Origin of the sequence: Bacillus sp. FSL K6-2944 (genome assembly GCF_038005385.1) — a bacterium.
Taxonomy (GTDB): Bacteria; Bacillota; Bacilli; order Bacillales; family Bacillaceae_G; genus Bacillus_A; species Bacillus_A cereus.
This window is the reverse complement of sequence record NZ_JBBOTE010000001.1, coordinates 3,526,695-3,548,172: the sequence shown is the minus strand read 5'-3', so window position 1 is coordinate 3,548,172 and position 21,478 is coordinate 3,526,695. Positions and strand designations below refer to the sequence as shown.

Below are 21,478 nucleotides of genomic sequence, written 5' to 3'. Positions count from 1 at the left end.
GATGGATACTTTAATCGTAACTACTCAGCTTCTTCAAATAAAAAAACAGGCCAAATACATGTTTCCGATTCGAAAACATGAAAAGAAAATACTCCAATCAGAGAAAGAATCTATGCCAAATAGAGAAATTCTCTTATGAAGTCGTGTTATTCCAAGGAACCGTTCTAGTTTCTATGACTTGGTTTATCGCTTGTAAGACCGATTGTTTTTGTTTTTTCATGGTACTCATAAAGCTTCGTATCTGACAAAAAGATTCTGCGCCTTTCTTACTTCGGAAAGTCCCAGACACTTTCTGTTTTACTTTCGTCATCCGAATATCCCGTTCTGCTTGATTGTTATCAAATGGAATGGCTGGATGTTCTAAAAACGCTAGAATTCTGTCAGAATACTTGACGAAGCGATTCCATAAATTTTGAGAAGGCGTCTGCTTTCCTTTCTTCTTTTGTTTCGTGGAAAGAATCTGTTGTTCTTTCAATATGGATTGATACATAATAAACAGATTCTTTTGCGTCGCTTTTGGCATGGTACCTTCGGATTGCTTTTTCATCGTCAACGCTTGCGTTAGAAATTTCTGCATCTGTTGTGCCCATTGTTCTCCAGTACTATCTATAATTCCTTGTAAATCTCGTAAGAGATGGGCATTACATAAAACGTGACGACAATCTGTATACGCATCATACGATTTCCAACCATCATGCATCGCAATTCCAGAAAAAGATGGCAAGATTTCTCCAGCATCCATTGCTTCTTTTCCACGTTTTTGATGAATATGTTGCAATGTCACCTCCGGTGTACTGGCAGTATGTAACCATTGTGTTTTGTTTTCTACACGCATACCAGTTTCATCAAAATGGACAACAGGAGACTGCAGAATCTTTTCCTTTACTTCTTTTATGAATGGCTGCAATTGAGAAGCGAAAGCCTGTGTATGATTTACCAGGGTTCCTTCGCTTATAGAATGTCCAAAACAATCCTGAAAGAATTCTTTTGTTCGCTTCAAAGAAATGCATTGATAATGCGTTAAATAGGGAATCAGTCTTTTTATATTTGGACCATATTGAACAGGACGAGATACTGTCGAAGGAAATTGGGCTTCTTGGATAGAATGGCAATGTGGGCATTCTTTCTGTTCTACTTTATGTTCTGTCACTTCGATCTGAATAGGTGGTAAGTCATACACTTGGCGAATGCGATACCCTTTTACAGGCTCGTGGTTCAAGGAAGTATGACAACAAGTACAATATGTAGGAGAATGTGTAATCGTATGATCTGGAGTCGCTGTCAAACCAAGAGTATGTCCCTTGTGGCCCAACTGGCCACCCGTTTGACGATGAGACGGTTTGCGCAAACTTTTTGTAACGGGCTTACCCAAACCATCTGTAGAAGGTGGCTTATGACTATTTTTGGAGTTTTTTTTTGAAGCATTTTCTAGTTCTTGTATACGTTTTTCTAACTTAGAAAATGTTTCTTCAAATAAAGAAATAACAGCTTCAGGTCCTTTTTTATATGTATCTAAAATAATTTTTCGATCGACCATAAGATTCACCTCCCCTGTTTGATATACTCAGTATTTACAAATGGGAGGCATATGAAACTAGTAAAATTTAAAAAAGACACCGAAAGGTGGCTGAGTAGTTACCTTTAATCTTTGAAGTTGGGACTGCGTTAGTATTAGTCGCTTTTGCAGCTATTCTCGCTGCAAAGTTAAAGTTCTCGATTATTCCGTTTCTCATTATACTCGGTATGCTAGTGGGGCCACATGCGCCAGATTTAGGGCTTATCGATTTAAGATTTATTGAAAGCGGAGAAGTTATTTCCTTCCTCGGCCGTGTTGGCGTTATATTCCTCTTATTCTATTTAGGCTTAGAATTCTCAATTAAAAAATTAATTAAATCAGGAAAATCAATTGCTTTTGGGGGAACTGTTCATATATCGCTTAATTTTATATTAGGTTTACTTTACGGATATATAATGGGTTTCCCCTTATTAGAAACATTAATTATTGCTGGGATTATAACAATTTCATCGAGTGCAATTGTTGCGAAAGTAATTGTTGATTTAAGAAGATCTGGTAATAAAGAGACGGAGCTAATTTTAGGAATCATTATGTTTGATGATATCTTTTTAGCCGTATATTTATCAGTCGTTTCAGGATTAGTACTCGGAGGGGCAACGTCACTTGTAGGGGCTCTTACATCTATTTTAATCGCAGTAGGGTATATGCTACTATTCTTTGTAGTTGCTAGAAAAGCTACACGATTTTTAAATAAAATGTTAGATATTTCGTCCAATGAAATTTTTATTATCGTAATATTCGCTATTTTGTTCTTTGTAGCAGGATTTTCAGAAACGATTCATGTCGCGGAGGCGATTGGAGCATTATTATTGGGGCTCGTCTTTTCTGAAACAGAGCATAGTGATCGAATTGAACAGCTCGTTGTTCCGTTTCGTGATTTCTTTGGAGCTATATTCTTTTTCAGCTTCGGTTTAAGTATAGACCCATTTTCACTTGGAGGAGCAGTGTGGTTGGCATTAGGAGCAGTTTTCATTACTCTTATCGGTAATTTTACTGCTGGAATGGTTGCGGGGCGTAAAGCTGGGTTATCGCATAAGGCTTCTACGAATATCGGTTTAACACTTGTATCACGCGGAGAATTTTCCATTATCGTCGCGAATATTGGAATTGCGGGCGGCTTAATGGCAACTATTAAACCATTCTCAGCTTTGTATGTTTTAATATTGGCATCGTTAGGACCTTTGTTAACGAAAGAATCTGGGAGAATATATTTCTTATTAGATAAAATATTTAAATGGAGCGCTAAAGAAAGTGCGAAGCGAGAAAAGGAAGTTGGATAGTATAAAGAGGCTGCATGAAGTTCATGCAGCCTCTTTATACATTGTTACTGTTGTCATTTTTTGTCGGTAAGTCGATATATTTTAATAATCGCTGATATAATCCAAGAAGCAATCATTATAATTTCATTAACCGTCGAACCATTATCTGAATTTCATCAACTATTAATCAGTTGCCTTCCTATTTAAAAACGACTACAATTTTACTGTTATATATATGAACGAAAAAAATAGAATAGGAGGGGAAACTATGCCAAGGAAAGTATGGCTATTAGTAGCTGGGATGATTATTAATGTCACGGGTGCTTCTTTTTTATGGCCTTTTAATACAATTTATTTGCATGATCACCTAGGAAAATCTTTATCTGTGGCCGGAATGGTATTAATGATCAATTCGCTTACTGGTGTAATCGGAAACTTGCTCGGCGGTGTTTTATTTGATAAATGGGGCGGTTATAAATCAACTTTAGTAGGGATCGTGATTACACTTGTATCGATTTTAGGTCTTGTGTTCTTCCACGGTTGGCCGTTATATGTTGTGTGGCTAGCGTTAATCGGCTTCGGTTCTGGAATGGTCTTCCCATCGATGTATGCGATGGTTGGTACGGTTTGGCCAGAAGGCGGAAGACGGGCATTTAATGCGATGTACGTTGGACAAAATGTTGGTATTGCAATCGGAACGGCATGTGGTGGATTAGTTGCATCGTATCGTTTTGATTATATTTTCTTAGCGAATTTTATTTTATACTTTGTTTTCTTTTTAATTGCTTTTATTGGATTCCGCGGTATGGAAGACAAGAAAGAGCCAGGAGTGCAAAAAGAAGTCGAAACGAAAAAAGGGTGGTCACTTACACCTGGATTTAAAGCACTTCTTATCGTGTGTGTAGCATATGCTTTATGCTGGGTTACATACGTACAGTGGCAAGGAGCGATTGCAACACATATGCAAGAATTGAATATTAGCCTTCGTCACTATAGTTTACTATGGACGATAAACGGAGCGATGATTGTTTGTGCGCAACCACTTGTTAGTATGCTAATTCGTTGGATGAAGCGTTCTTTAAAACAACAAATTATGATTGGAATCTTCATTTTTGCGGCGTCATTCATTGTGTTAAGTCAAGCGCAGCAATTTACGATGTTCCTCGTTGCGATGGTAACATTAACAATTGGTGAGTTATTTGTATGGCCTGCGGTTCCAACGATTGCAAATATACTTGCACCAAAAGATAAATTAGGATTTTATCAAGGTGTCGTAAATAGTGCGGCGACTGTAGGAAAAATGTTCGGACCGGTCGTTGGCGGAGCAATTGTGGATTTATACAATATGGAAGTATTGTTTATAGCAATCATGGTAATGCTTGTAGTAGCGCTTATAGCAACGAGCATTTATGATAAACGAGTAAAAGTAGAAGAAACAGTTGAAGAAAAAATTGCAGTTTAGTTTGACGGAACATGTAACATGTTTTAGAATATATTTAAATAAAACAACCTTTAGAACAAGGGAGATAGCTCGGCTGTCTTAAGATGAATTCGTTAGTTATTAAGAGTAACGATTAACCGAGAAGTCCTCGCTTTAAGTAAGCTCTTAAGAGATACTAGGTGAAGGATAGTTCACTTAACTTATATGTGTAATAACAGTGAGAAGGAGTAGTAGTAATAGAAGCTGGTTTAGAGAGTTGACGGTCGGTGCAAGTCAATCCACGTTTCGTTATGAACTCGCCTTTGAGTTGCAGTTGTGAAACTAATAGTAGCAATTGCCGTTAATCCACGTTACGGATCTAAGCGAATGTATATTTGTACATTAATTTAGGGTGGTACCGCGGGAATCTATAACCTCTCGTCCCTTTCTAGGGATGAGAGGTTTTTTGTATTTTGGGCGGTGAAAATAAATAGAATTTCAAGGAGGGTATCTCATGAGCTTTAATCATCAAGAAATTGAGAAGAAGTGGCAAGGGTACTGGGAAGAGAATAAAACATTCCGTACGCCAGATGAGACAGAAAAACCAAAATTTTATGCACTAGATATGTTCCCATATCCATCAGGTGCAGGCTTACACGTAGGACATCCAGAAGGTTATACAGCGACAGATATTTTATCTCGTATGAAGCGTATGCAAGGATATAACGTTCTTCATCCAATGGGATGGGATGCATTTGGTCTTCCAGCAGAGCAATATGCACTTGATACTGGAAACAGCCCAGCTGAATTTACAGAGCATAATATTAATACGTTCCGTAACCAAATTAAATCATTAGGTTTCTCTTACGATTGGGACCGTGAAGTAAATACAACAGATCCAAACTACTATAAGTGGACGCAATGGATCTTCCTAAAACTATTTGAAAAAGGCTTAGCTTACGTTGATGAAGTACCTGTAAACTGGTGCCCAGCACTTGGTACAGTACTTGCAAACGAAGAAATCATTGACGGTAAGAGTGAGCGTGGTGGACATCCAGTTGAGCGTCGTCCGATGAGACAGTGGATGTTAAAAATTACAGCTTACGGAGATCGTCTATTAGAAGATCTAGATGAGCTTGATTGGCCTGAAAGCTTAAAAGATATGCAACGTAACTGGATCGGTCGTTCTGAAGGTGCAGAAGTACACTTCAACATCGATGGTACAGACGAGAAATTCACAGTTTTCACAACGCGCCCTGATACATTATTTGGTGCAACATACTGTGTACTAGCTCCAGAACATGCACTTGTTGCAGAAATTACAACAGCAGAACAAAAAGAAGCGGTAGAAGCTTACATTAATGCTGTAAAAATGAAGAGTGACCTAGAGCGTACAGAACTTGCGAAAGAGAAAACTGGTGTATTCACTGGTGCTTACGCAGTTAACCCAGTAAACGGTGAGAAATTACCAATCTGGATCGCTGACTATGTTCTTGCAACTTACGGAACAGGTGCTGTAATGGCAGTTCCAGCTCACGATGAGCGTGACTATGAATTCGCATCAGTATTTAATCTTCCAATGAAGGAAGTTGTAAAAGGCGGAGATATTACGAAAGAAGTGTACACAGGTGATGGGGCACACGTAAACTCAGCATTCCTTGATGGATTAAATAAAGAAGAAGCAATCGCAAAAATGATTGAATGGCTTGAAGCAACGAGCGCAGGAAATCAAAAAGTAACGTACCGTCTACGTGACTGGTTATTCAGCCGTCAACGTTACTGGGGTGAACCAATTCCAGTAATTCACTGGGAAGATGGTACAATGACAGCTGTGAAAGAAGAGGAATTACCATTAGTTCTTCCGAAAACAGAAAACATCCGTCCTTCAGGTACAGGTGAATCACCACTTGCTAACATTGACGAGTGGGTAAATGTTGTTGATCCTGAGACTGGTAAAAAAGGTCGTCGTGAAACGAACACAATGCCGCAATGGGCTGGTAGCTGCTGGTACTACCTACGTTACATCGATCCAAACAATAGCGAAGCACTTGTAGATCCTGAAAAAGTAAAACAATGGCTTCCAGTTGATATTTATATCGGTGGTGCAGAACATGCCGTACTTCACTTACTATATGCTCGTTTCTGGCATAAAGTATTATACGATATCGGTGTAGTTCCAACGAAAGAGCCATTCCAACAATTATTCAACCAAGGTATGATTCTAGGTGAAAACAACGAGAAAATGAGTAAATCAAAAGGTAACGTTGTAAATCCTGATGATATCGTAGCAAGCCACGGTGCAGATACACTTCGTCTATACGAAATGTTCATGGGACCATTAGATGCTTCAATTGCTTGGTCTGAAAATGGTCTTGACGGAGCTCGTCGTTTCCTAGACCGCGTATGGCGTCTATTCGTTCAAGATAACGGTGAATTAAGTGAGAAAATTACTGACGCACCAAATAAAGAGCTTGAAAAAGCTTACCATCAAACAGTGAAGAAAGTAACAGAAGACTATGCAGAGCTTCGCTTCAACACAGCGATTTCTCAAATGATGGTATTCATCAACGATGCATACAAAGCTGAAACACTTCCAAGAGAATATGTAGAAGGTTTCGTAAAAATGATTGCACCAGTTGCACCTCATATCGGGGAAGAGCTATGGAGCAAACTTGGATACAATGAAACAATCACATATGCAAGCTGGCCAACATTTGATGAGTCTAAACTTGTAGAAGATGAAGTTGAAATTGTTGTTCAAGTTATGGGTAAAGTTCGCGCAAAACTAACAATGAGTAAAGACGCATCAAAAGAAGAAATGGAACAACTTGCACTTGAAGCAATTCAAGACCAAATTGAAGGGAAAACAGTTCGTAAAGTAATTGTTGTTCCTGGAAAACTTGTTAATGTTGTTGCAAATTAATTTATTCTAAATAAAAGCTCAGAGTATGTATACTCTGAGCTTTTTTGTGTAGAAAATAATCTCTGGATCACCCTAGTCTAAGTTTTCAATTATTCCAATACGTACAAATAAAAGAGCGGAATTCCAATACAGACAAACACCTATTTTTCTATAGGAAATATGATAAAAAAGGTAGGCTAAATTGAGTAGAAGAGGTGAAAGGAATGAAAGGGATGGACAATAATGCACCACATGGCTTTTTCGGAGGTGGATCGGATAGTTATGAACAAATGATGTTAATGGGAGGCGGACAACAAGGATATGGCGGAATTCCGAGCTGGATGGGTGGAACACCTGGAGGATTTTCCACATCAGTAGCTGGAGCACAAACAGGAATCCCAACATTAACAGGAGGATTTCCATCATCAGTAGCTGGAGTGCAAACAGGAATCCCAACATTTGTAGGCGGAGCAGCCGGAGGAGTACCAGTAGGCGTACCAACTACATTCCCATCTTTCGTTGGAGGAGTACAAACAGGATTTCCGGTACCGGGAGTAGGTGTTGTGGCAGGCGGAGTAGGTGGTTATCCACAAGGTTTTTACGGTCACCATGGCCACCACGACGGTCATCATGGACACCATCATCAAGGTCACCATGGCCATCATGGACATCATCACCACCAAGGTCACCATGGCCATCATGGACACCATCACCACCAAGGTCACCATGGCCATCATGGACATCATCAACAACAAGTACATCACCACGGCCACCATCATATACATCCGCAGGCTGTTCTTTATCAAACTCACCAAGGCCAACATGGTCACCATGGACATCACCACCAAGGCCAACATCATGGACACCAAGGTCACCACCATCACCAAGGTCATCAAGGCCAACACGGTCATCATGGGCACCAAGGCCACCATCATGGACACCAAGGTCAACAGCACCAACAGCACCAACAATATCAGCAATATCAACAACAATCTTCTCCTTGGACAGGTGGAATTGGAGCAGGAGGAGCAGGGGCAGCAGGAGCAGCTAGTATTAGTGGAGCAGCAGGACACGCAGGGCACGTGGGTCATTAATGATTGGCAGAAAAAAAGCCATAATAAAAAACTGCTAGGAAATCCTAGCAGTTTTTTTCAGCTTCTTGACGCTGACGTTCAATTTCAACACGAAGTTGTGGTTCTGGTGCTTGCCAGCCTTCAGGTTTTAGAATTTTACCGTCACCTTCGCGGAATCGAGGTTTCCCGTCAGGGAATAGTTTTGCCATGTTTGCGTTATTTACAATTTCGAATCCTTTATCAGGACGTACGCCCATTTCGGCAAACGTGCCGAATGCAAAGTAAATAAGGTCAATCAGTGCATCATATTGATCTTCAACAGTCGTTGCTTCTAGAAATTCTTCTAGCTCTTCTTGCATAAAACTCGCACGGATTTTTGCACGTTCTTCTGTTAATTTTGTTGGAGTATTTGTCACAGGATGTCCGAATACTTCATGCATTTTCGCAACAAGTTCGTATCCTTTATCTAAACCTTTTTCGTTTGTCATGTTGTTTCATCCTTTCTTACGTTATGCCGAAGTTTATTGTAACATAAGGTGATTATGAAATGAAAAGAACATCTTATCGAAATAAGATGTTCGCTCGTTATTCTTCTTTTTTTATTAAAAGCGATGAAATAAGATCGATGCCAAAAATACCGACGAGTAACATTGGTATAACGACAAGTAAGTAACGTGTGAAGGAAACATTTTTTAAGTATGTATGAGCAAATAAAAAGACGCCGAGAAATAAAATACCATTTAAAATAGGCTTTACTAATTTTTTAGACATAAGCTCCCCCATAAATATCTTCTCTCTCTATTTGATAATAAAAAACTCCTCTCTCCGTTGTATCATGCTGGAGAGAGGAGTTCAATCATTTCTCATTCAATAACACCAGAATTTGTAATATTTACGGTGTATTTTATATGAACCGGAACATCTTTATACATTTGTCTCCATTCTTCTAATTTGAATGGGCGATAATGTTGTTTATACTTTGCACCTAGCCCGAGAGGATCGACGCCTAAAGATTTAAATTGCTTAATTAACTTAGCAGCTTGTTTATCTAATTGTTTTTGGACATCTTTTTCAATGTTTTTTGTGTTCTTGTTATTTTCTAAGTTAATTTGTTTTGATAGTTCTTGAATACGTGCATCAAGACGAACGTGAATGAAAAAAGAAGGCTTTCCGTTTTTAATTTTTATATCGTAAGTTGGAACAGAACGAATATTATTAATCATTACGTACGCAGAATCTGTTTTAAATTCATGTGAATCTAATTTATGTTTCTCTAATAGTCCTTTAAATATGAACATATCTTTTTCCGCAATTTTACCGATATATTTATCTTTTTTAAAAAGGCCAATTCCGGTAATTTTTATTTTATCACCATGCTTCTTTAGAATGGGAATATAGTAGTCTTTTCCTTCTTGATAATAGCGAAATGCTCCTATATGTAGATTATCCGCTGGTAAAGGTCCGGTCTCCATGTTATGTTCTAGCAATTTTTTTATATAAATTGCAACGTTGTATGAAGTCGAATATTTGCCCTTTAAAAGTTCAGTACCATTCCCATCTAATAAAGCAGCATATAAAGCGTTCCCTATATTCACATCTCGAAGTAATGTATCGAATGAAGTAGACATTCCTGTTTTGGCAAGCCTTATTGTATATAGAGCGACACGCATTTGTCCGCTAGCAAATGGTTGAGAAGACTCTAAAGATGTGTCTGCTTTTACTTGTTTTACTGCATTTGCACTGCCTTCAAAAACTTGAACTTTATTTCCTTTTTTCTGAATGGGACAAACGAATGTCACTTTTACTTTATTATCTTTTGCGACATCAAAAACGCTTCCTTGAATAAGTTGTACATCATCGATAATATTTTTTTGTAAACATCCAATTAGACTGAAGAATGTTATACAAGAAATAAGTATTAATTTGCTTGTGCTTTTGATTTTTTCCATTTTCTTTTCACCCACACAATAATAAATAGGATTGGGATGTATACATAAATGAGCCAAAAACTAACTTTTGATACATTACTAATAAAGTTATTAATATCGTGTCTGTTGGTTAAAAGTTGCGAAACAATGAGAGTGATAAAGATAAAAGCAATTAAAATACCCCTTTGTTTTACACGGAATATTTCATGTGTTCCTCTCATTGACGCCCATAAAGGGAGGATGAAACTTGAAATAATAACGAGTGCATAGCCTGAAATTGCAATATATTCGAGTCTTTCTATAAATGGTAATTGAATGACTTGGGTCATAGAAAGTTGGGCCCATATCGTTTTTAACAATTGTTTTTCACTAAAAAATGCAAAGGCTAAAAGGGTGCTAAATAAATATAGAAGATTTGAAAATAGTGCTCCAAACTGAGCGTATTTATGAGATTGCATAGGCTTTTTCACAAATGGATACACCATGAGGTAAATTTCAAAACCGGTCATACTGTAGATTGACAGTTGAGCGGATTTTAAAATGTCTGAAAAAGAATGTGTGAATATAGGTAATAAATTATCCCAATGTGAATATTTCAAAACGAATAAGCTTAGAAATAAGTATCCTAATGTACCACCAACAGAGATGACGCAAATACCGGTAATTACACGAAATCCAGAAGAGATAATGTAATAGCTAACTAAGCATAAAAAGAGTGTTAACATAAAGGTGGAAGCGGTAGGAAACATCCATACTTGAATAATTTCAACATATGTTCGGATGACCGAAATACTAACGATTAAAAAATAAGCCATAAAGATGATGCTAATGCCATTTCCTAGCCATTTTCCAAATGTTTGCCGATGTAAATCAACTAAATTCCCATTTGTTTCTTTTAATAAGACATACATCATCCATATAAGAATATGGATGAAAATTCCTGTGAGTATAACTCCCATCCATCCGTCGTATCCAGCGGCCTTTGCGATGATTCGAGCGAATCCGAGAACTCCAGCACCAAACTGTGCACCGTGAATTAAGAAGAAAACAAAGATAGGAGATATTTGATATTTTTCTTGAACTTTACTCATCAATGCACCTCATTTCTCAATCATCAAAATCTGATCTATGTTTTGTTGAAATTCCTTTCGCTGCTTTTTTTACATGTTGTGGTCTTGCTTGCACATCTCTCGTATCAATCATTGTTAATGGAAAACGAATCCAAGAATCTTTAACTGATTGTTGCCTTGTCGGATAAAACAAAGCGTACGGCTTACGTAAGGAAGTAAGTCTAAAGAGATGAGTAAATAAAAAGATAAATCCAAGAGAAATTCCGAGCAATCCGCCTATTTCTGCAAACATAAGAAAAGGAAAGCGTAGTAATCGAACAGCGTTTCCCATTTTATAAATAGGTGTAATAAAGGAAGCGAGTGCTGATAGTGCAACGATAATTAATAAAATGTTACTCGTTAAACCTGCTTGTACAGATGCTTGTCCGATTACGATACCCCCTACAATACCGAGCGTTTGACCAACTTTCATCGGTAACCTCGCGCCAGCTTCTCTCAGTAAGTCGATTGCAAGTTCTAAAAAGAGCGCTTCAATTAAAGGTGGGAATGGTACTTGTGCCCTTGATAAAATTAAAGTTTCAAGTAAATCACTTGGAATAAGTTCATAATGATAATTTAAAACTGCAACGTATAACGGTGTAGCGCAAATTGAAAATAGAACGGCAATTAATCTTAAAATCCTTGAAAATGTAGCGTACATCCAGGAGACGTTATAGTCTTCTGGTGAAATGAAAAAATCGAAATAGGATACAGGTGTTAGTAAAACACTTGGAGAACCATCAACGAAAATAGCGATTTTTCCATCAATTAGTGCTTTTGTAACTCTATCAGTGCGTTCTGTATTGATATAGAGAGGGAAAATCGATTTTTCACCCATCAATTCTTGTATATAAGCACTATCATTAATTTGATCATATTCAAGAGCGCGTAATGATTCCTCGAGAAAATCTACATTATCTTTTTCAGCGAGGTTGTCTAAATACATCATGACAACTTTTGTTTTGGAAAACTCGCCAATAATCATTTCTTTTGTTTGTAAATCTAAAACAGGAAGACGCTTTCGAACTAAATTAATGTTTGTATCAATATCCTCTACAAAACCTTCTTGCGGACCAATAACAGTTGATTCGTTTAAAGGAGGGGTTGGTGCACGATAATTATCAATTGCAATGTTTGCTAGCATACATTTTTGATCTTGCTGATTCAATTGAATAATCGCATGCCCCTTTAAAACCATATCCTCAATTTTTTGTAAGTCGTTCGTAATTGTAATGCCGCTCATTGGAATATGTTCTTTCAGCTCTTCTAGTGAAGCATTAGGTCGTTCCAAAAGAGTAGGCATTAAATATTTTTGTAATTTCTCTCCATCAAGCGAAGGACGATAGTAAGAAATCCAATAAGGCATCGTTTCATCGTCGGATGTATGATAATTCACAAAATCACTAGACCTTTTCAGCTTCTCTATTAAATTTTGTAAAGAATGGATACGGTCTTTTTCTGGTTTCGTAAAATCATAAATACTATTACCTTTAGAGTTTTGCTGCTGCTGTCCTTGAGAAGATTCGTCTTGTTTAGCATTTTGTTGTTGATCCTGCTCGGAGCTGTTTTGCTTAGAATGTTGCTGTTGCCCTTGCCCTTGCTCCGAGTTGTCTTGCTTAGAATGTTGCTGTTGTTCTTGAGAAGGTTCGTCTGGTGTAGCACTTTGCTGCTTATCCTGAGAAGAATCCTCTGGTGTAGCGTTTTGTTGCTTATCCTGAGAAGAATCCTCTTGTTTAGCACTTTGTTGCTTATCCTGAGAAGAATCCTCTGGTTTATCGCTTTGTTGCGTATCCTGAGAGGAATCCTCTTGTTTATCGCTTTGTTGTTTATTCTGAGAGGGATCCTCTTGTTTATCGTTTTGTTGCTTACCTTGAGAGGAATCCTCTTGTTTATCGCTTTGTTGTTTATCTTGAGACGAGTCCTCCTGTTTAGCACTTTGTTGCGTATCCTGAGAAGAATCTTTTTGTTCGTGATTTTTACCTTTATTATGTTTCATACTTCTAGTCTGTTCTTTGTTATCATCCTCTTCATTGTTAGAATGCTGCTCCTGATTATCTGTTTCGTTTGCTTCTGGTTTATTTGATTTTTTTTTCTTACGTAACCAATTCCAAATCATGTGTATACCCTCTTTAATCTTGTAATATAGTGCTATTTTGTGGCTAATTTTGTATATTATTCATTTATTTATGAAAAGAAGAAGGAGATTAGTTTGCATGGAAAAAAATCTTTAGTAAGCAGTTCATACTATAACGGGAAGAGGGAGAATCTGTGCAAATTGTAAAAAAGGAGAAGTTTGTTTTAAAAGGGTTTACGTTTGAAAATGGCAGGGAAATTCCTGTTCAAATGGGATACGAGACATATGGTACGGTAAATAGAGAAAGGTCAAATGTGATTTTGGTTTGTCATTATTTTAGTGCAACAAGTCATGCGGCAGGAAAATATACAGTGCATGATGAGGAGTCTGGTTGGTGGGATGGGCTCATTGGACCTGGAAAAGCAATTGATACAAATAAGTATTTTGTTATATGTACAGATAATCTTTGTAATGTGCAGGTGAGAAATCCATATGTGATTACAACAGGACCGAAATCGATTAATCCAGAAACTGGAGAAGAATATGCTATGGATTTTCCGGTTTTTACATTTCTTGATATAGCTCGTATGCAATATGAGTTAATAAAAGGTATGGGAATTTCAAGATTACACGCTGTAATTGGACCGTCGGCAGGGGGAATGATTGCACAACAATGGGCGGTTCACTATCCACATATGGTAGAGCGGATGATTGGCGTTATTACGAACCCACAAAATCCAATTATTACGTCAGTAAACGTAGCGCAAAATGCGATTGAAGCAATTCAACTGGATCCAAGTTGGAAAGGTGGAAAATATGGAGAAGAGCAGCCGATAAAGGGGCTTCATTTAGCAAATAGAATGATGTTTATGAACGCGTTTGATGAGCATTTTTATGAAATGGCATTTCCTCGTAATAGTATAGAGATAAAACCTTATGAAAAGTTTTCTACACTAACATCATTTGAAAAAGAGATAAATAAAGCGACATATAGAAGTATAGAGTTAGTAGATGCAAATTCATGGATGTATACTGCAAAGGCAGTTTTATTGCATGATATTACACATGGTTTTTCTTCATTAGAAGAATCTCTTTCTAACATAGAAGCGAATGTACTTATGATTCCATGTAAACAAGATTTGCTTCAGCCGTCTCGTTACAACTATAAAATGGTAGATATTTTGCAAAAACAAGGGAAGTATGCGGAAGTGTATGAGATAGAAAGTATAAATGGGCATATGGCGGGAGCATTTGATATTCATTTATTTGAAAAGAAAGTTTATGAATTTTTAAATCGGAAAGTATCTAGTTTTGTTTAGAAGACAAATGATGGGGAAAAGGTGCAATGTTTGTAGTAGGCACCTTTTTTTACATGATTTGTAGACGGAAAATATATGTGGCAATTGCTATACCGAAGAATGCGATACTAAGCAATAGAAATAAGAATGACATTTCTTGGGGTGATTTTATTTTTTTAGTATTTTTCATACTAAGAGTAATAATTGCAGCGATTAAGAAAATGATGCCCATTATGAAAAGGGAAAGTGTCATTTTCATTGGCTCCTTTCATAAGACAAGTATATTGAGGATACAATGCAAGAGTTATGTTTGTAAAGAATAAGTTTTGCGAGAAAATTGAGAAATAGTTTTTCGATTCTTTGCGTTCTTTCTTTTGCGTGCTAAAATTGGTAGAGAATGTTTGTGAAAAAGAAACTAAAGGTTTTATTGTATATAAGGAGGAACTACATATGACAGAAGTTAAAACAATTACTACAGAAGAGGTACAAGAGCGTTTAGAAAATGGAGAAACGTTATTTTTAGTAGACGTAAGAGAAGATGAAGAAGTAGCGGCAGGAAAGATTCCAGAAGCTGTACATATTAAAATGGGCGATATCCCACATAAAGTAGATTTCTTTAATAAAGAGAATGAATATATCTTTATTTGTCGTTCAGGAATGCGCAGTGAAAATGTATGTCATTATTTAAATGAGCAAGGATTTAAAACAGTGAATATGGTTGGCGGTATGCTTCAATATGAAGGTGAAACGAAATAGTTAATAGTTAAAAACTTGAAACGAGTCTGTTTCAAGTTTTTTTCTTTTGCATACAGTATAAAAAGGAGGAGGGGTAAATGGGGATTAATTTGCGTAAAGTAAAAATTATTAATAATACAGGAGCTGTTAATGTCGGCGACTGTTATGATATCTCGCCTTTAGCTGTAGCAAAAGTATATGCAGGTGCTGGAGGGTCGAGTGCGGCTATTTTTTTAAATGGGAAAAGACAGCCAGAAGCAGTCATTAGAACATCAGTGTTTCTTCCGCCGTTAGCAACAAGTACACGTACATTAGGTTCATAGAGGAAAGGTAGAGTGTAATTATGCCTGCTCATATAAAAGAATTTCTTATTGTGAATAACACTGGGAATATATTTACCGGTGATAATTTGAGTGATACTTCATTTACTGCTTCGAAATCATATAGTGGTTCAATGGGGTGCACTTGGATTGATGTTGTTACAGTAATAGGGACGGAGACGAAGCTTTGTTTACAGCCGGGTGATTCGGTGACGACAACATATACAAGAGGCACTCCTGCTGGTACTGTAACAGGAACAAATATGGGGCAAAGTGTAAATACATCGGGTATAGCACAAGCTGTCCCTAATACAGATAATATGGATTCAATTGCAGGACTCCCTTAAGGAATTAAGGGAGTTTTTATTATTTAAAATAAAAATAGTCTTGGAAATTATTTTTGTAAATAGATTAAGAAGAGGCTTATTTATTATGAAAAAGACGGTTTGTAGGTGGTGAAAGTGTGAAGAATCGTGATAATAATCGGAAGCAAAATTCGTTAAGCTCTAATTTTAGAATTCCACCAGAACTTATTGGGCCTACTTTCCCCCCTGTTCCAACTGGATTTACAGGTATAGGGATTACTGGTCCAACCGGTCCACAAGGCCCAACAGGACCTCAAGGACCAAGAGGATTACAAGGTCCGATGGGGGAGATGGGCCCGACAGGACCTCAAGGTGTGCAAGGGATACAAGGATCAGTTGGTCCAATAGGTGCAACTGGACCAGAAGGACAGCAGGGGCCACAAGGACTGAGAGGACCACAAGGAGAAACTGGAGCGACAGGACCTCAAGGTGTGCAAGGGTTACAAGGTCCGATTGGTCCAATGGGAGCGACTGGGGCACAAGGTATACAAGGGATACAGGGATTACAGGGGCCAATTGGAGCGACGGGACCTGAGGGATCTCAAGGAATTCAAGGCGTCCAAGGGTTACCGGGTGCAACTGGTCCACAAGGAATACAAGGAGCACAAGGGATACAAGGAACACCAGGAACACCAGGACCGAGTGGAAATACAGGTGCAACCGGAGCGACTGGAGCAACTGGTCAGGGGATAACAGGCCCGACTGGAATAACAGGTCCAACTGGAATAACTGGACCATCTGGAGGACCTCCTGGTCCGACGGGGCCGACTGGTGCGACAGGTCCGGGTGGCGGACCGAGTGGAAGTACAGGTGCGACTGGAGCAACGGGGAATACTGGGGCTACAGGAAGTACAGGGGTAACAGGAGCAACGGGAAGTACAGGTCCGACTGGAAGTACGGGAGCACAGGGCTTGCAAGGAATCCAAGGGATTCAAGGACCAATTGGGCCAACAGGTCCAGAAGGTTCGCAGGGTATTCAAGGTATTCCGGGTCCGACGGGAGTAACTGGTGAACAAGGAATACAAGGAGTTCAAGGTATTCAAGGGGCAACGGGAGCCACAGGAGATCAAGGTCCACAAGGTATACAGGGGGTTATAGGGCCACAAGGGGTAACAGGGGCCACAGGAGATCAAGGTCCACAAGGTATACAAGGAGTACCAGGGCCATCAGGAGCAACAGGGCCACAGGGAGTTCAAGGGATACAAGGTCCGATGGGGTGATATAGGACCAACAGGTCCAGAAGGCCCAGAGGGACTGCAGGGCCCGCAAGGAATACAAGGTGTGCCAGGGCCAGTTGGAGCGACGGGTCCAGAGGGTCCCCAGGGGATACAAGGCATTCAAGGACCGGTAGGAGCAACAGGCCCACAAGGCCCACAAGGAATTCAGGGAATACAAGGTGTGCAAGGGATAACGGGAGCAACAGGAGTACAAGGAGCAACTGGAATTCAAGGGATACAAGGGGAAATAGGAGCAACGGGTCCAGAGGGGCCACAAGGAGTGCAAGGTGCTCAAGGGGCGATTGGTCCAACCGGTCCGATGGGGCCACAAGGAGTGCAAGGAGTACAAGGAATTCAAGGAGCGACGGGTGCACAAGGAGTGCAAGGTCCACAAGGAATTCAAGGAATCCAAGGTCCGACGGGGGCAACAGGAGATATGGGAGCAACTGGGGCGACAGGGGAAGGCACTACAGGCCCAACAGGAGTAACTGGTCCAACAGGGGTAACAGGCCCGTCTGGAGGACCAGCAGGACCGACCGGCCCAACGGGGCCATCAGGTCCGGCGGGAGTAACTGGTCCATCTGGTGGACCACCTGGCCCGACAGGAGCAACCGGGGCGACAGGAGTAACAGGAGATACTGGGGCGACAGGCTCAACTGGAGTGACAGGAGCGACAGGAGAAACGGGAGCAACCGGAGTGACGGGTTTACAGGGTCCGCAAGGAATCCAAGGTGTGCAGGGAGAGATAGGTCCAACAGGGCCACAAGGTGTTCAAGGTCCCCAAGGAATTCAAGGAGTAACGGGGGCCACAGGAGATCAAGGTCCGCAAGGGATTCAAGGCCCACAAGGCGACATAGGTCCAACTGGCCCACAAGGAATTCAAGGCCCACAAGGTTCTCAAGGAATCCAAGGAGCGACAGGGGGAACAGGAGCACAAGGCCCACAGGGAATCCAAGGTCCGCAAGGTGACATAGGTCCGACTGGGTCACAAGGTCCAACTGGAATCCAAGGGATACAAGGAGAGATAGGTCCAACCGGCCCAGAAGGCCCAGAGGGACTGCAGGGCCCGCAAGGAATACAAGGTGTTCAAGGGCCAGTTGGAGCAACGGGTCCAGAGGGTCCTCAGGGAATACAAGGAATTCAAGGAGTGCAAGGAGCAACCGGCCCACAAGGTCCACAAGGAATACAGGGAATACAAGGTGTGCAAGGGATAACGGGAGCAACTGGAGCACAAGGAGCAACTGGAATTCAAGGGATACAAGGGGAAATAGGAGCAACCGGTCCAGAGGGGCCCCAAGGAGTGCAAGGAATACAAGGGGCGATTGGTCCAACCGGTCCGATGGGCGCACAAGGAGTGCAAGGAATACAAGGGATTCAAGGAGCAACAGGTGCACAAGGAGTGCAAGGACCACAAGGAATTCAAGGCCCGCAAGGAATCCAAGGAGTAACGGGGGCAACAGGAGCAACCGGTTCACAAGGTCCAACTGGAGATACAGGTCCAACCGGAGCTGGAGCCACTGGAGCGACCGGGGCGACTGGAGTTAGTACAACTGCAACGTATGCATTTGCGAATAATACATCAGGAACCGCTATTTCCGTTTTATTAGGTGGTACGAATGTACCATTACCGAACAATCAAAATATTGGTCCAGGAATAACCGTTAGTGGTGGAAATACTGTATTTACAGTTGCGAATGCAGGAAATTATTATATAGCTTATACAATTAATTTAACGGCAGGATTAGTTGTAAGTTCTCGTATAACTGTAAATGGCAGTCCGCTTGCGGGAACGATAAACGCTCCGACAGTGGCTACTGGTTCATTTAGTGCAACAATAATCGCTAACTTGCCTGCTGGAGCTGCTGTTAGCTTACAGTTATTTGGAGTAGTTGCAGTAGCTACATTATCTACAGCAACGCCAGGGGCTACCCTAACTATTATTAGATTAAGTTAATAAGCAAAAAACCTTGAAACTTTTATGTTTCAAGGTTTTTTTATCTTTGTATTTGTAAGTAAACCTCGTTAACCAGGGGGGAGTGGATCCCCTCTAATTATTTAAAGTTTCACTTTATTCCCTTGAGCAAAAACATCGTAGTTCGAAAATATATTATAATAGAATGAAAAGAAAGAAATTTGGCAGAAAGGGAGGGTGGCGATGCAGGAGATGGTTAAAGATTTTTTTGGACGCCCACTTCAAGATTTACGTATATCTGTCATTGATCGTTGCAATTTTAGATGTACATATTGTATGCCAGCGGAAATATTTGGGCCAGATTATGCTTTTTTGAAAGATGAGTTTTTACTAACTTTTGATGAAATTGAGCGTTTGGCAAAATTATTTGTTAACATCGGTGTACGAAAAATTAGAATTACTGGTGGTGAGCCACTACTTCGTAAAGATTTAACAAAACTTATTGCACGTCTTGTGAAAATTGATGGGCTAATAGATATAGGGTTAACGACAAATGCTATTCATTTAACGAAACAAGCGAAGGCATTAAAAGAAGCTGGATTACATAGAGTGAATGTTAGTTTAGATGCGATAGATGATGACATATTTAAGAATATTAATGGTCGAAATATTAATACGAAACCGGTAATTAAGGGAATTATAGCAGCTAAAGAGGCGGGGCTGGGAGTAAAGGTAAATATGGTTGTGAAAAAAGGGATGAACGATCATCAGGTACTTCCGATGGCTGCGTATTTTAAAGAGCAAGGAATCACGCTTCGGTTTATTGAGTTTATGGATGTTGGTAGTACAAATGGGTGGAATTTTGATCAAGTCGTTACAAAACGAGAATTGATTGAGATGATTCATAAGGTGTATCCGCTTGAGCCAGCTGAAGCGCATTACTTTGGTGAAGTTGCGAAGCGATATCGGTACGTTGGAACAAATGTTGAAGTTGGTTTTATTACATCTGTCTCTGAGTCATTTTGTGCCTCTTGTACGAGGGCGAGAATTTCGGCAGATGGAAAGTTTTATACGTGCTTATTTGCGACAGAGGGTTTGGATGTAAGAGAACTTCTTAGAGGAAATCTTTCGGATGAGGAGTTATTAAGTGTTATACAAGATGTATGGATGAATAGAAAAGATAGGTATTCGGATGAACGAACAGAAGAAAGTGCAAAAAATCGTCCGAAAATCGAAATGTCTTATATAGGAGGATAAGAAAGGGGGCTATCGCATGCAGGAGCGATATTCAAGACAAATATTATTTTCTGGTGTTGGAGAAGAAGGACAGAGAAAAATAAGAGAGAAGCATGTGCTTATTATTGGTGCTGGTGCTCTCGGTGCGGCAAATGCAGAAGCGATTGTTAGAGCAGGGGTTGGAAAAGTAACGATTGCTGATCGTGATTATGTAGAATGGAGTAATTTACAAAGACAACAACTATACACAGAAGAAGATGCAAAGCAGTATAAACCGAAGGCGGTAGCGGCTGCAGAGCATTTAAAAGCGATTAATTCTGAGGTAGAAATAAATCCGGTTGTGACGGATGTCACGGTGCAAGAAATGGAAGAATTAGTGAATGATGTAGATTTAATATTAGATGCGACAGATAATTTTGAAACGCGTCTTCTTATTAATGATATTTCACAAAAGTATAATATTCCGTGGATATATGGTGGGTGTGTCGGAAGCTACGGAGTAACGTATACAATTTTACCAGGGAAAACCCCGTGTTTTCGCTGTTTAATGGAGCATCCAGCGAGCGGTGCAACATGTGACACAGCTGGTATTATACAACCGGCAGTACAATTAGTAGTTGCGCATCAAATTACGGAAGCGCTGAAAATATTAGTAGAAGACTTTGGTGCGCTTCGTGAAACGATGTTATCGTTTGATCTTTGGAATAATCAACAGATGGCATTTAAAGTGAATAGGCAGAAAAAAGATACTTGTTTATCTTGCGGAAGGTTACGTACATATCCGAGTTTAACATTTGAAGGACAAACGAAAACAGAAGTGTTATGTGGGCGGAATACAGTACAAATTCGCCCGGGTGTGCGGAAGAATTTTAATTTAGAAGAAATTAAAAAACGCTTACAAAGAAGCGTAGAGATAAAGGCGACACCTTATTTATTATCATTTCCGGTAGAAGAATATCGTTTTGTTTTATTTACAGATGGCAGGGCGTTCATTCATGGGACGAATGATATGAATGTAGCGAAAAGTTTATATGCAAGATATATAGGTTGAACC

The 21,478-nt window shown here is 39.7% G+C and carries 18 protein-coding genes, 1 pseudogene and 1 other annotated feature; of the genes and pseudogenes, 12 read left to right on the top strand and 7 right to left on the bottom strand.

The window, feature by feature from the left end:
- The first annotated feature begins 1 nt into the window (after position 1).
- Complete coding sequence (locus MHH55_RS18070) at positions 2 to 139, top strand: hypothetical protein (RefSeq protein WP_176116557.1); 138 nt, start codon at positions 2 to 4, stop codon at positions 137 to 139.
- On the opposite strand, the gene tnpC is transcribed toward MHH55_RS18070, so the two are convergent.
- Positions 134 to 1,537 carry an IS66 family transposase gene (tnpC, locus tag MHH55_RS18065; RefSeq protein WP_100910632.1) on the bottom strand — a complete coding sequence of 468 codons (1,404 nt, stop codon included), beginning with the start codon at positions 1,535 to 1,537 and terminating at the stop codon, positions 134 to 136. The two genes, MHH55_RS18070 and tnpC, sit on opposite strands and share 6 nt — an antisense overlap.
- Before the next feature lie 107 nt (positions 1,538 to 1,644).
- Between tnpC and MHH55_RS18060 the strand changes: the two genes are divergently transcribed.
- The 4 genes from MHH55_RS18060 (at position 1,645) to MHH55_RS18045 (ending at position 8,251) form a co-directional block, all read left to right on the top strand.
- A complete protein-coding gene (locus tag MHH55_RS18060; RefSeq protein ID WP_078186262.1) occupies positions 1,645 to 2,856 on the top strand; it encodes a cation:proton antiporter in 1,212 nt (403 codons plus the stop codon).
- 247 nt (positions 2,857 to 3,103) lie between these two features.
- Positions 3,104 to 4,297 carry an MDR family MFS transporter gene (locus MHH55_RS18055; protein ID WP_001137561.1) on the top strand — a complete coding sequence of 398 codons (1,194 nt, stop codon included), beginning with the start codon at positions 3,104 to 3,106 and terminating at the stop codon, positions 4,295 to 4,297.
- A 187-nt stretch (positions 4,298 to 4,484) separates the two neighbouring features.
- Positions 4,485 to 4,704 (top strand) — a binding site (T-box leader).
- 65 nt (positions 4,705 to 4,769) lie between these two features.
- Positions 4,770 to 7,178, top strand: coding sequence for a leucine--tRNA ligase (gene leuS / locus MHH55_RS18050; protein ID WP_000009461.1), 2,409 nt, complete (start codon positions 4,770 to 4,772; stop codon positions 7,176 to 7,178).
- Between the two features lie 203 nt (positions 7,179 to 7,381).
- Positions 7,382 to 8,251, top strand: a complete 870-nt coding sequence (locus MHH55_RS18045) for a hypothetical protein (protein ID WP_078186261.1) — start codon at positions 7,382 to 7,384, stop codon at positions 8,249 to 8,251.
- A gap of 44 nt (positions 8,252 to 8,295) precedes the next feature.
- Here MHH55_RS18045 and MHH55_RS18040 read toward each other — a convergent pair whose 3' ends face one another.
- The 5 genes from MHH55_RS18040 to MHH55_RS18020 all read right to left on the bottom strand — a co-directional run bounded on the left by MHH55_RS18040 (position 8,296) and on the right by MHH55_RS18020 (position 13,383).
- Positions 8,296 to 8,718 carry an HAD family hydrolase gene (locus MHH55_RS18040; RefSeq protein WP_078186260.1) on the bottom strand — a complete coding sequence of 141 codons (423 nt, stop codon included), beginning with the start codon at positions 8,716 to 8,718 and terminating at the stop codon, positions 8,296 to 8,298.
- Positions 8,719 to 8,815: 97 nt separating this feature from the next.
- The gene (locus MHH55_RS18035; RefSeq protein WP_000038781.1) at positions 8,816 to 9,001 is read right to left on the bottom strand and encodes a hypothetical protein; all 186 of its coding nucleotides are present in this window, start codon (positions 8,999 to 9,001) and stop codon (positions 8,816 to 8,818) included.
- A gap of 92 nt (positions 9,002 to 9,093) precedes the next feature.
- Entirely contained in the window at positions 9,094 to 10,179 is a 1,086-nt protein-coding gene (gene gerHC, locus MHH55_RS18030; RefSeq protein WP_000411387.1) for a spore germination protein GerHC, read from the bottom strand.
- Positions 10,149 to 11,249 (bottom strand): spore germination protein, encoded by a 1,101-nt coding sequence (locus MHH55_RS18025; protein ID WP_078186259.1) that lies wholly within the window; start codon positions 11,247 to 11,249, stop codon positions 10,149 to 10,151. Before MHH55_RS18025 ends, gerHC begins: the two co-directional genes overlap by 31 nt.
- A gap of 16 nt (positions 11,250 to 11,265) precedes the next feature.
- Positions 11,266 to 13,383, bottom strand: a complete 2,118-nt coding sequence (locus tag MHH55_RS18020) for a spore germination protein (protein WP_078186258.1) — start codon at positions 13,381 to 13,383, stop codon at positions 11,266 to 11,268.
- A gap of 152 nt (positions 13,384 to 13,535) precedes the next feature.
- On the opposite strand from MHH55_RS18020, the gene MHH55_RS18015 reads away from it, so the two are divergent.
- Positions 13,536 to 14,660, top strand: coding sequence for an alpha/beta fold hydrolase (locus MHH55_RS18015; protein WP_078186257.1), 1,125 nt, complete (start codon positions 13,536 to 13,538; stop codon positions 14,658 to 14,660).
- 49 nt (positions 14,661 to 14,709) lie between these two features.
- Here the strand turns inward: MHH55_RS18015 and MHH55_RS18010 are convergent, their stop codons facing one another.
- Complete coding sequence (locus MHH55_RS18010) at positions 14,710 to 14,892, bottom strand: hypothetical protein (RefSeq protein WP_000175905.1); 183 nt, start codon at positions 14,890 to 14,892, stop codon at positions 14,710 to 14,712.
- Between the two features lie 197 nt (positions 14,893 to 15,089).
- Here MHH55_RS18010 and MHH55_RS18005 point away from each other — a divergent pair, with 197 nt between their 5' ends.
- The 6 genes and pseudogenes from MHH55_RS18005 to MHH55_RS17980 all read left to right on the top strand — a co-directional run bounded on the left by MHH55_RS18005 (position 15,090) and on the right by MHH55_RS17980 (position 21,475).
- Entirely contained in the window at positions 15,090 to 15,395 is a 306-nt protein-coding gene (locus MHH55_RS18005) for a rhodanese-like domain-containing protein (protein WP_000141207.1), read from the top strand.
- Between the two features lie 77 nt (positions 15,396 to 15,472).
- Positions 15,473 to 15,697: a spore germination protein gene (locus MHH55_RS18000; RefSeq protein WP_000512463.1), complete on the top strand. Its 225-nt coding sequence runs from the start codon at positions 15,473 to 15,475 to the stop codon at positions 15,695 to 15,697.
- 20 nt (positions 15,698 to 15,717) lie between these two features.
- The gene (locus MHH55_RS17995) at positions 15,718 to 16,041 is read left to right on the top strand and encodes a hypothetical protein (protein WP_078186256.1); all 324 of its coding nucleotides are present in this window, start codon (positions 15,718 to 15,720) and stop codon (positions 16,039 to 16,041) included.
- Positions 16,042 to 16,157: 116 nt separating this feature from the next.
- Positions 16,158 to 19,230 (top strand): annotated as a pseudogene (locus MHH55_RS17990) (BclA-related collagen-like exosporium protein).
- Positions 19,231 to 19,431: 201 nt separating this feature from the next.
- The gene (gene moaA, locus MHH55_RS17985; RefSeq protein ID WP_078186255.1) at positions 19,432 to 20,445 is read left to right on the top strand and encodes a GTP 3',8-cyclase MoaA; all 1,014 of its coding nucleotides are present in this window, start codon (positions 19,432 to 19,434) and stop codon (positions 20,443 to 20,445) included.
- Between the two features lie 16 nt (positions 20,446 to 20,461).
- Positions 20,462 to 21,475: a molybdopterin-synthase adenylyltransferase MoeB gene (locus tag MHH55_RS17980; protein ID WP_048656111.1), complete on the top strand. Its 1,014-nt coding sequence runs from the start codon at positions 20,462 to 20,464 to the stop codon at positions 21,473 to 21,475.
- Positions 21,476 to 21,478: the final 3 nt, after the last annotated feature.